This is a genomic window from Psittacicella hinzii, from assembly GCF_003585935.1.
In the GTDB taxonomy this organism is placed as follows: Bacteria; Pseudomonadota; Gammaproteobacteria; order Enterobacterales; family Psittacicellaceae; genus Psittacicella; species Psittacicella hinzii.
The window spans coordinates 21,288-33,084 of record NZ_NRJG01000003.1; the positions used below are offsets into that span (position 1 = coordinate 21,288).

Consider the following 11,797-nt stretch of genomic DNA (forward strand, 5'->3'; position numbering starts at 1 on the left):
AACTAAAGTTACTCCGCAAAAGCATTATGTGGTGTACCACAAACGATACGCCTCCAAGAAATGTCTATAGAGAGTAAGAACCGTAAGAATAATTTTTAGATTACAGCTCAAAGTAACTAGGGAATAAATGGAAAGTGGAATGAAGTGAGGCGAGGTAAAGCTCAAGCGAAGTAAAGAGAAGCGAAAAGACTAAAAATTAATCCACAAGTCGAAAAGAAAGGAGTAGTAGGACTATTACGAGGACTATGATTTTGACGAGGATAAGGACAAGGACTAGGAAAAAAGCTCTCGTAGCACAGCTCACAGGATTATAGGATTCTCGGTAGGATTACGGGATTCGCGCTGCAAAGAATTTTGCCCATGAAAAAAAACCAGAGTAAGAAAACTCTGGTTTAAACATCACTTGAAAATTAATGTAATTTTTTGGTTTAGGTTATTATAGCGTACTTATGACGCTAAAACTTAAAAACCTCGATCAGCAGCAATTAAATCTGCAGCATTGTTGATTTTTTGTGACATCTCTGTGTACTCAGCACGTTTCGAATCGTCAGGTGCTTTATCTGGGTGCCACTTAGCTAATAAACGTTTTTTCGCACGGTTAAGTTCTTGTTTACTTACGTTACGATCTACGCCAAGTAAGCTATAAGCTTGTTCAAGGGCTTTTTGGGCTTCGGCTGCGCGTGAGTTGTAACCACCGTAACCGCCACCACTGCCACCGCCATAACCACCTTGGTTATACGATGAACCGCCATTACCGTAACCATGACTGTAACTGCCAAACGGATTACCGTCACCCCATGCTTCTTGTCCGTAATTTGCAAAACGCATTAAGAGGACAATAGCAATTTGTTGTGGTAAACCGATTGCACCAGCAATAGTAAAGATCGCTTGGTAGAAGTTATTATCTACTTGCCCTTCACTTGCTGAATAACAGATATGAATAATTTGAGCCAGAACGGTTGCCGGACTACGGCTATAAGAGTTTACTAAGGTATTTCTTAAACCGTTAATCGCTAATGATTCTTGGAATGATGGATCATTAGCAACAATGCTAATTTGCTCAGAAATAGCATGTACATCTACTTTACCGGTAGCGCCTGCGCTAATTTCTTGGATAAAGAGACGTTGTGCATTTGCGATGTGACGCGGGCTATTTTTACCTGTGATTTGTAAAATTTTACCGATGATTTGTGCAATGTATGTGTATTGACGTGCTTCGGTTTCAGGGTTACCTCCAGCTGAACCTATACCACGATTATCAAAATACAATCCGATCACAAAACCGATAATTGCCCCAAAAATACTATTGGTGATTAGTCCGCCAATTAAAGCAAAGACCAATGCTGTGTATGGAAATCTTCTACGCATATTACCCTTTAGTTATAAGCTATTGCTTTAACAAAATTGGAAAAATTAAATAAATATAATTTGGACATACGCAATCCGGACTTACACTAGAGAGTTGGCAACTCTGGCTAACGCCAGTGTATAGAACTTGCATACTTTATTTATAAATTCAGTATGACTTCGTCTAGAGCCAGGGGTTAATAAATACCTTGATAGCAATTACATCTAACGATCCTTTGAGCGTAAAAAGGTGTTATTAACAACAATGGTAATTAACAAGAATTACCAACAAAGAAAAAGCAGTAAAATCACCTCACCTAATTCTAGGTAGAGGATTTTATAGCTTTTTATTATATAAAAAAGCGCTAAGAATTTGCGATAAAAATGGCGCTTTCTAGATAAAAAAGCTCATCTTTACACTTAGGCAAAAAGTTGGTAGCTCAAGAGCACAACTTAGCTGTGTTTTACCTCTAACGCATAACATGAGAGCTTGTTTAAGAGTTCTTGTTTGAGAGCACTTGTTTAGGCGAACCTATTCAAGACTCCACTTTAGCGTGTTCTTTATCTCAAGCTAGCCGAACAAGCGTCCTACTAGCAGTTATCTCTGCTAAATTTAGCGCATAAAAAAGCAAAAATGGACCAGCAACATGAGGGTACTATGTCTATTTTTGCTAAGGATATACATTTAAATTTTGTTTCATTTTTGTTTAGCTTATTACTTAGGTTGAACTCGCTTCAATCATTTACGCTTCAGATAATGCTCTGCTGCACTTAAACTTAAGTTTTACGCTTAAACTTAAGAGCTATCTCAAACTAACTTAAATTCAGCCTTAACCTTAAACTATGAGGGAAAAAGATTAAGTGCTTATATCTAAGCAAGAAGAGTAAGGCATTACTAGAAGTGAGTAATAAACGGAATAATGCTTAAGCATTATTAACAAGACTAGAGGTAAAACCGAGAAGTAAAACTAAAATGCGGGGGCAAGTTAGTTTTACGGTTTCAAATCTGTAATCTTTAGCAAGCTTACAGCTTGCTAATTAAGACTATTAATAATATAAGGGTAAGTAAACGAAATTTCAACTTTTTTCATCACGCTAATCAGGGAGTATGTAAAAAAACTTGATAATCTCATACTTACTAGTACCTAAAATGCAGTTAGTATTAGTCGGTTTAGGTATCCAATTTCATAATTTACTCTTTATTGTCTTAATATTCAAAGACTAAATGTGGTAAACTAGATCTTCTAACCTTTGCTAGGTAAAGCAAGAATCCAGATCTTCAGCAATTAAATTTAGTTACTTGCGTAATAATTTCACGATTAACCTTAAACAAACTAAGTATTTGCCATAGTTATCTGTAAAAATAGCGAGTTAGTACTATAAAAATATACTTCTATTAATCAGTATTTTATTATCTCTTTGCGAAAAACTTAGATTTAGCAAGTGCAAACTATACTTTTTATTTGTTCTAAAGAGAACAAGAAACTCCGCGATTTTTTTCAATATACGCGATAATAGCAATAATTAAATATTTGCATGTCGAGCTCTAATTTAGAGTCGCTATGCAGCAATATATTGCATTTAACTTTACCTTAACTTTGACGCAAATTCGCTCGGTGCATGGCACGCGAATTATGCTTTTTTTAGACCTCCTCAACTGCGTGATAGTTCTTTAACTACTCACCGTAATTGCTGTTGTTTCCCTATTTAAGCATATACCCTATTTAAGCTCTTTATCTCTCATAGAGAAGTAAGCAGTTTTACACAGCAACGGTTACGCAGTTTACTCACTTTACACCTCCATACAAAGTGAGTAGTTACTCAATCTGCCAGCCACAACATCTAGCTGGACAATTGCTTATCCTCCAGATTGAGTCTGGTATATACAGTATTCTGATCTACAAACAAGTAACTTATAAATCGTAAGTAAAGACGTAAGTAACTTACTAAGAAAGTAACTTACGCATGGTTTACTTACTTAACTTGTTTGTACTTTACCTCTTTAGCTAAATTCTTAGTTAAACGCTCTACCTATTGCCGTAGGTGGGCACACCTTTTCTCTTAACTTTATCTAGCTTAGAGCTTGAAGTTTTCAGATCTAGCTCTATAAAGTTAAGGAAAACGAATTAAGCACGCTTAATTCAACAAATTATAGTTAAGCGAATATGTCTTGATTTTGTCAACTTAAGACTTATCGATCAATTTAAGATCACCGACCTATAATTTGTCTCCAACTTTAAGTTGGCTTTTTGCCGAAGGCTATAGCTTAAAGCTTGGTACTATGACTTATACTTGCAAATTTCTATCCTTGTAACGTTAAAAATATAACTAAGGCGTACGTCGACTTTAGAAGACTCTAAATAGTTATATTTAGCAGAAATTTGCAAGTTTACCGTTTTGTAGATACATTGAGAGCTCTCTAATTTTAGGGCTGTTGTCATTACAACTGAGCATTTTCACTATGCTTACCTAAGTATTACGAGACTCTTTTTCATTCTTCCTTAATTACTATTGTTTACCTTATGTCGAGGAAATCCTCAATCTATGCCAACCCTCAATGACATAGACGTAGTAATTGAAACCTTCTTGCTAGGCATAGCAAGACCCAATCATCAATTTACTACTCTTTAAACTTAAGCCTTGCTTAAGCTTAAAGTGAGTAACAGCTGCATCAATCCTGATCGCTAATACTTTAGTAGTTTTTAGATGGTTGTTTTCTAGATATAAGCTGTTACTTTTTAAGTAGCAGCTTTTTCTTTTATCTAACCTAAATCATCTGTAGGATTGTGTGTTATACTTAAATCCGCTATATTGTATTTATTCGTTTTTTAAATTAGTGCTATTTTATAGCAAAATCCACAATATGGCTTTTTTTGTACCCAAAATTTTACCATAAATCAACACTTTGCTGTGTTTACCTTCTTTCTTCAACTATCCTCGCGAGACTAAAAATGGTACGGAAGAATGAAAACAACTTTTTGCGCAAAGCAAAAAAGAATAAAAATGACGAGTTTTATACCCAGCTTGAAGACATTGAAAGAGAGTTACAACACTACACCGAGCATTTCAAGCATAAAGTTGTTTTTTGTAACTGCGATGATCCTACCATCAGTAATTTTTATCAATACTTTGCTCGCAATTTTAAGAAATTAGGTTTAAAGAAATTGATTGCTGCTTGCTATAAAGAGCAAAAAACTGTCTTATACGATACTATGTTCCTTGCTCAAGATAGCTCTAATGCTTGCTCTGATACTAGCTCTACTGCTAACTCTAATCCCAATGCTAACTCTAGCGGATATTACTATCAGTACACAGGTAAAGCAAATGAAGAAATTATTCCTAGCTTATAGCAAGTGAGTTATTTTACTGGAGATGGTGATTTTCGCAGCGCTGAGAGTATCGAGCTATTACAGCAAGCTGATATTGTTGTAACCAATCCCCCTTTTTCTCTTTTTAGGGAGTTTTTAACTCAACTTATCCAATACGATAAAAAGTTTCTTCTTATCGGCAATATCAATGCTATCACCTATAAAGAAACATTCAAGCTAATTGGTGAAAATAAGGTTTGGCTAGGTGTACATATGGGTCGGGGTATTTCTGGATTTATAGTTCCAGAACACTATGAGCTTTATGGTACAGAAACCCAAATCAATGCTAAAGGATAGAGAATTGTTTCTACTAACAACTGTTTATGGTTGACTAATTTAGATACCCAAAAACGTCACCAAGATATTGAACTCACTAAATGCTATGCAGGAAATGAGCAGTCATATCCGCAATACGATAACTATGATGGGATAAACGTAAATAAAACCATGGATATCCCTTATGACTATCAAGGCATCATGGGTATATCGATTACTTTCTTGCACAAATATAATCCAGATCAGTTTGAGATTGTTGGTTTTAGAAAGGGTAATGATGGTAAAGATTTATAGATTAACGGTAAAAGTACTTACTTTCGTATCTTAATCAAAAACAAAAGAATTTATAGCCAATCTGATTCTCAGAGCTAAACTCATAGCTAACTCATAGTAGAGCTTAAGGTCAAGCTTAATCCAGAGAGATTTTTACCAAAAAACTTCATAATTTTTTAAAACTTTTCGTAAAAAATTTGGTCTAAAAATTGTAAGCCTCATTTGATAATTTTATATTTCGATTTATAGTTATCAAGGCTTATCCTATAGCTTGCTTATTATGAAGTATAAGTAATACCGCTCCTTGTGAGTTAATGTCCTATGTATGATAGTTATTCATATCGAGGTAATTCTTATTCGTAGCTCATTTCTTAAGAATTATCTCGCGCTACTAAATCTAGATTAGATCATCGCTATAGGAAAAAACTTAACGTAGCTTAAACCTTAACTGTAGTTAATTTAAAACATTAAACACCCTTAAGTTTTAAACCACATCTTTTACTTCTAATCTAGTATCTAAGTACGATCTTAGATAACCAAACCTTTTTATAATGGGTGTCATTTTCAGAGTTACACTACATTATTTTTGCCAAATTCTCAGCTAGAACTACAAGTTCTAGCTTTTTTCTTGCGCTAAATTTGGCATTGAGGTTATCGCACATGAAGTAATCACCACTTTAATAAGTTTAGAAGATAGCTGGTTTTTATGATGTAGTATCTCCGAGGTTGTTTAGACAACCAGAGGGTTACTGGATATAGTGCTTGTTTTGCATGATTTTAATGTTTGTTGTTTCTCCTTTTTCAAGCTTATTTGCTTTCAGTTAAATCCCGCTGCAACAAGATATATTTACTAGAGGCAATTTTACCTCAACAACGTAAAATTACCCGCATAACCCCCAGCTTTTGGATATAATACAACTGTCAAGAAAAAGCCAAAGCCCTAACCGGTCGCAACTATTTTCTTAACAATTAGTTCCTCGCATATAACCTAAAGTTAAGGGATAATTATGTTACATAGTATGACAGGCTTTGTCTCTCATGAATGTGAGATTGGTGACTACCACTTAATCTGGGAGGTAAAGACTCTTAACCACCGCTTTTTTGACATGGCATTAAAGATGCCTGATAGTTTACGCTGTGTAGAAGTAGAATTACGCAACGTGGCAAAGAATCATTTACGCCGCGGTAAAATGGACGTAACTCTATATTTTAAAAACCGTAATCTCAAAAGTAATTTAGAAGTAGCACCAGAGCGTCTAGCAGAAATCGCTTCATGCTTTGCGCAAGCACAAAATATTTTTGTGGAAAATGGTGTAGATCGTCAGTTCTTACGTATTAACCTAAACGAGATTTTTAGTAATTCATTATTCTCGGGTAATGATGGACGTAACATCGACGATTCATTTAAAGAACAAGTTGTAGCTTCGTTTGAACAAGCTGTAATTAAACTGAACCAAGCACGTCGTGCTGAAGGTACACGTTTACGTGAAGTATTAGAGTGTAACCTATGCTCTATGAAACAAATTACTGCGGAAATTTGCCAATACTCACGTCAAATTAAAGAACAAGCGCAACAAAAACTTATTGCTAAAGTTAAAGAATTAGCAGAAAACGTAATTTTAGATCCAATTCGTCTCGAACAAGAAGTAGTACTTCTTGCGCAAAAAGCAGATATCCAAGAAGAATTAGATCGTTTAAACTCACACTATTGTGCCCTAACTCAATTACTTAACTCTGAAGAACAAGTAGGTCGTAAAATCGACTTCTTAATGCAAGAGTTAAACCGTGAGTCTAACACCATTTGTTCAAAATCTACTGACATTAACATTATTAATCGCGCAGTAAACTTAAAAACTTACATTGAACAAATGCGTGAGCAAATCCAAAACATTGAATAATTTTAATTAAGAGTTCTTTTAGGAGTTCGTCTTAGAATTTCTAATAGAATTTCTTCTTAATTATTGATTTTCATTTCACAAGCTTAAAGCATGGTAAAAAGTTAAAGACAGACTCGTACGAGCCTGTCTGGAGATCTTTTGCCATGCTTTCCCTCTTTTTGCCAAGAGAGAAAGTGAGCGAACTTATATTCGTTAAGTATATTCGTTAAGTATATTAGTTAAGTATATTAGTTAAGTATATTCGTTAAGTATATTCGTTAAGTATATTAGTTAAGTATATTCGTTAAGTATATTCGTTAAGCACAGCAGTTAAGTACATCTATTAAATACAGAAAACTGTAAGGAAACTCAACATACCATTCATTGGTATGATTTTGAGGAAATGAGCTGTATCACAAAAAAACCAATGCTTAACTCAAAGCATTCTTTCAAGGCTAAGGATCTTGTTATGCCACATATTACCATTAAAGCTTACAAACGCAACTTAAGCTATGCCCAAAAACAAGAATTAGCTGATGCTGTAAGCCAAACTATTATCGAAAAATTAGGTGCTAAACCAGAATCAATCTCTATCGACCTTGTCGAATATGCTCCTGAAGATTGGGAAGGGCAAGTGCACAATGTTGAAATTGTTCCACGTATGGAACAATTAATCCGTAAACCTGGACAAAGTAACTAAATATGAGTTCGGCTGTACTCTCAAGCTGCAAAGCTTTACTCTTAGTCAAAGATAAACTAGGTTTAGCTGCAACTAAGTTCTGGTTCACTGTATCTAAGTTAGGATTATCGACACGCAAGTTAGGTTTAACCACTATTGCTAGTCTGAGCTTGTTTACGCTAAGCGCTAGTCCTGCGCAAGCCTTAACCTATACGCAAGTTAAAGCTAACTTTGCGGCTAAAACTTATAGCTTACCAGGAGTAGCTACTCCTGATAACCTGTACGAGTTCTTTGCTGATAGTAAGAAAACGAATTATACTCCTACACTAATTGCCAGTGTAAATTGTGATTTAGGAGAAAACCTCAAACGTAATATGGATATCTACTTTGTTACAGCCCAAGTTAAAGCTTAATTAATGGCTGAACAACCAACTTCGGTTAATCCATTACCAGGCATTACTATACGCAAGAAAACAATAAATTCTACGCTTGTCCAATTAAAAACGTGTACTTTTTAGATTAAAGTGCCTTAAGTTTATCTTCGGGTATTCAAAATAAAGTACTCAATTTAGTGAAAAAGTAATTTTTACTCCTATAACATAGAAGTTTACATTAACGCGTGATTTACTTCGACGCGCTTCTCCACGCAACTACTCATCTGATCAATCCTGATCTCTAGCGTATTTTGGCATCTTCAACTTAACTTTTATGAGTGAGCAACATCCTTTTCTAAGTGCTGATACTTTTGCTAATCAGAATCTGCAAATGTATGTGCAACAGTTTCCGGGAGTGTGTGCCATTAACTTCTTACAAGTTAGTCAATGCGGTGACTATAAGTCAAGCGCACCTTGTAACTGGTTATTCCTCAAGTCCCCAACTGTAAATGAGGTAAATATAGCAGAGCATAAAGTTAGTTTATATCTGACCTTTCAATTGTTAAACGCCTTGTTCAAAATCATTGAAACGGGTGATTACAATGAAGAGACTACTTATTTTCTCCATCAATCTGCTATCGCCTATACCCAGCTCTATCAGCATTTGCCAACCAACAGTATGTTTGAAGCAAAACTGAGCGAGCTCAAGCCTTATGGTTTTAGAGACATCGAATTTTTACAATTCTTACTCCAACCAACCGAGCAACAAAGTCTTTACGAACCAGATCATTACCTACCTCCGCACGCAGTCTTGCACTCTTTACTCTTGTCTGTAGCTAAATATAAATTTATTTGTAATGACTTTTGCCAAATCTTATACCGCGCAACTGTTAATTACTTAATGCAACAGACGTTTTTAGGAGTAGGTATAGCTATAGATTTAGCAATTCATGCTTATTTCTATTGTCCGCAAGCATATAAAGAATTAAATACTTGTAGTTTTACCCTACAACAAACGAATAAAATCATTGAGGTATTAAAACCTCATTTAGAACAGTCGTTTATCCAGCAAGGAGCAAACAATCAGCACTACCTTGAGTTAGCTGCTGACTTTATGTTCTCATGTTCAAGTCTACGTGAATATGTACATTACAATACACGTCAAATTAAACACATGAGTTCCGAGCTCCAAGCTACACTGCAAGAGATTTTTCCTGATCGTCAAGCTGTACTTGAGCAAATGCTATCGCAACAAGCTGCAGCACAAACTACACAAGTAGTATTCGATCAACAACTATGCTTAAGTTATCCGCATAATCTCAATGATCTCTAAGATGATTCTTAAGACGGTATTTAAGATGATTTCTAAGATAATCTCAATAAATCTTGAAAGTAACATAAGATCTAAATAGAGATTAACAGCTGCAGAAACTAGAAACCTGAAACCTCTTAGGATTGCTGAGCTTATATGAATGCATAGATTTTTGCAGATTGAAATAGACTTTGTAACCAAAAGTCACGCTATGGCAAGACCATAGCTAATAAATAACTAATACTTAGCTAAGTTAGCTAAAACAGCTAAACTAACAAAGCTCGCTCAAACAAAACTAATTCACACTCCTCATAAAAGTAACAAGATGCCTTAAGCCCTAGGATAAACTCCTAGGGCTTTACTTTTTACGACGATAATACTGCGAATACCATCTTCAACCTAATCAAATTCTAGGAGATAGGACTTCAGTGTTATAATTTAGCTATTGTAGCAAATACAGCTAATACTCTTAGATAGTCCCGTCTTGTTTACTTAAGATCTTTAGGACAACCTTTCTCTTAGAATTATTGCTGGCCATTTGTTACATTCTCTGAATCTTGGTTTATTTTTTACATACTCCTTTTACTCTTGGTATTCGATAATCTTTGGTTTCTTTTTTTTCTCTTTAGCGTAATTACTTATGTTTTTCTCAAACGGCTCACAAACTTCAACTTATGTGTTTCTGACGCAAGTATCTAGTCACTTAACAGCAGAACAACAAGCTACTCTAGAGATTCTTAGCTCTGCTAAACTCAAATATAAGCGTCAACTCAAACAATACTCACGAGCCTTAGTTAAACAAATTATGCTACAAGTCCTAAACCAAGCTGGTTTAGATGCTAATAAGCTCTTAGCGGCAGTAAAGACTAATGAGCATGGACGACCTTACTTAGAAATGTCAGCCATTGACTACAACATTAGTAACTCTGGAGATTGGGTAGCTTTAATCATAGCGCTTAATCCTGCAAAACTTAAGCAAGAACTCGAAGAGGATTTTGATCCTTTAACTTACGCACACTTAGATCCGAGACAAGTAACAACCCAAGAAAGTGACAAGCTGTTACAAAGCTCAAACGAAGAACAGAAACTAACTTCTTTTCAAGTAAGTATTGATATTGAAGCTAAGCATCGCACTCGTCCTTTTACCAATATTGTAAGTCGCTATATGGGTGATAATGGCATGCAAGCCTTTACTCATCCTTTAATGCTTGATTTATTAGCAAGCGAACAAGATCGCTTCTTTTACTTCTGGACTGCGCGTGAAGCCATTATTAAAGCTCTAGGTTCAACTATTAGTAACCTTTGCTCAGTAAAACAGTATCTTGACCCTCAAGGACAACATAGTTTTACCTTTGCGGATTCACAGCCGAGTATCTTAACCTACTATAATGATTTACCTTTGTATTTATCATATATAGTGCCGCAAGGATTACCTACTCCGCAGGTGTTTTACTATCAAGAGGCTGAGAAATTTGTAGAGCTAAGTGCACTAGAGGGGTGGCAAGCAGCTCCTACGTTAATTGCACAAGTACATCCAGCTCAATAGATATTTCTTAAGCATTACCTAATCAATAGGTAACTGTACTGTACAACCTACTGCATAATCTACTGCGCAACCAATAGTGTACAATCGATACAGAACCATCAATACTGAACAAATTTAAAAAATTAACTTATTTTCAACCACAAACTTATTTACAGCATCACTATGACAAAAACCACTAATTTTCCATCTTCCGCTCTAGTTGCTGCGATGCAAGAAGTTATAAAACTCCCCCAAGAACTTGAGCTACATCCTATTACTTTAGAACTAGTAGAGAAAACCTATCCACAACTTGAAGCAAGTTTACCTTATCTTGCTGAGTTTTTACCTTGGGCAAAAAACACTACTCTTTCTTCTTTACTATATTTCTCGCAAAGTTTACTGGCGCAACATCAAGCAGGTACTAGTCTTGAGTTTTATATTTATGACGCACTTAAACAAGTTTATGTAGGTCGTATCTCTGCACGTATCTTCACTGCTAATGCAACCTATCCGCAAGGATATGTTGACTATGGCTACTACCTCTTTCAAGAACAGCAAGGTCATGGCTATATGCAACGCGCACTTACTGGTCTAAGAACCTTAATTGCAAGCTATGAACCAGAAATCTCTATGGTAGTACGTACTCTAGCGCATAATGTAAAATCAAAACAAGTAGCTTTAAAAAGCGGCTTTGTGCAAGTAGAGCAAGCATCGCAACAGAGCGATGATAAAGCAAGCTATACTTTTATATACGTAAAAAACTCTC

7 protein-coding genes and 1 pseudogene are annotated in these 11,797 nt (G+C 35.4%); 7 read left to right on the plus strand and 1 reads right to left on the minus strand.

The window, feature by feature from the left end; translation table 11 throughout:
* Positions 1-462 precede the first annotated feature (462 nt).
* Positions 463-1,368 carry a DnaJ domain-containing protein gene (locus tag CKF58_RS00140; RefSeq protein WP_119529971.1) on the minus strand — a complete coding sequence of 302 codons (906 nt, stop codon included), beginning with the start codon at positions 1,366-1,368 and terminating at the stop codon, positions 463-465.
* 2,930 nt (positions 1,369-4,298) lie between these two features.
* On the opposite strand from CKF58_RS00140, the pseudogene CKF58_RS00145 reads away from it, so the two are divergent.
* The 7 genes and pseudogenes from CKF58_RS00145 to CKF58_RS00175 form a co-directional block, all read left to right on the plus strand.
* Positions 4,299-5,285, plus strand: a pseudogene (locus CKF58_RS00145) (adenine-specific methyltransferase EcoRI family protein).
* 986 nt (positions 5,286-6,271) lie between these two features.
* Complete coding sequence (locus CKF58_RS00150; protein WP_119529972.1) at positions 6,272-7,162, plus strand: YicC/YloC family endoribonuclease; 891 nt, start codon at positions 6,272-6,274, stop codon at positions 7,160-7,162.
* Between the two features lie 448 nt (positions 7,163-7,610).
* Positions 7,611-7,841 (plus strand): tautomerase family protein, encoded by a 231-nt coding sequence (locus CKF58_RS00155; protein ID WP_119529973.1) that lies wholly within the window; start codon positions 7,611-7,613, stop codon positions 7,839-7,841.
* A gap of 2 nt (positions 7,842-7,843) precedes the next feature.
* Positions 7,844-8,233 carry a hypothetical protein gene (locus CKF58_RS00160; RefSeq protein ID WP_119529974.1) on the plus strand — a complete coding sequence of 130 codons (390 nt, stop codon included), beginning with the start codon at positions 7,844-7,846 and terminating at the stop codon, positions 8,231-8,233.
* Between the two features lie 295 nt (positions 8,234-8,528).
* A complete protein-coding gene (locus tag CKF58_RS00165; RefSeq protein WP_119529975.1) occupies positions 8,529-9,527 on the plus strand; it encodes a hypothetical protein in 999 nt (332 codons plus the stop codon).
* 619 nt (positions 9,528-10,146) lie between these two features.
* A complete protein-coding gene (locus CKF58_RS08310) occupies positions 10,147-11,052 on the plus strand; it encodes a 4'-phosphopantetheinyl transferase family protein (protein ID WP_222987621.1) in 906 nt (301 codons plus the stop codon).
* Between the two features lie 162 nt (positions 11,053-11,214).
* Positions 11,215-11,797, plus strand: a 583-nt coding sequence (locus tag CKF58_RS00175; protein WP_147397174.1) for a GNAT family N-acetyltransferase, incomplete at its 3' end; no start/stop codon positions are given.

Coding starts and splice junctions, on each gene's coding strand:
- CKF58_RS00155 (WP_119529973.1), top strand. CDS start 7,611: ATGCCACATATTACCATTAAAGCTTACAAACGCAACTTAAGCTATGCC.
- CKF58_RS00160 (WP_119529974.1), top strand. CDS start 7,844: ATGAGTTCGGCTGTACTCTCAAGCTGCAAAGCTTTACTCTTAGTCAAA.
- CKF58_RS00165 (WP_119529975.1), top strand. CDS start 8,529: ATGAGTGAGCAACATCCTTTTCTAAGTGCTGATACTTTTGCTAATCAG.
- CKF58_RS00150 (WP_119529972.1), top strand. CDS start 6,272: ATGTTACATAGTATGACAGGCTTTGTCTCTCATGAATGTGAGATTGGT.
- CKF58_RS00140 (WP_119529971.1), bottom strand. CDS start 1,368: ATGCGTAGAAGATTTCCATACACAGCATTGGTCTTTGCTTTAATTGGC.
- CKF58_RS08310 (WP_222987621.1), top strand. CDS start 10,147: ATGTTTTTCTCAAACGGCTCACAAACTTCAACTTATGTGTTTCTGACG.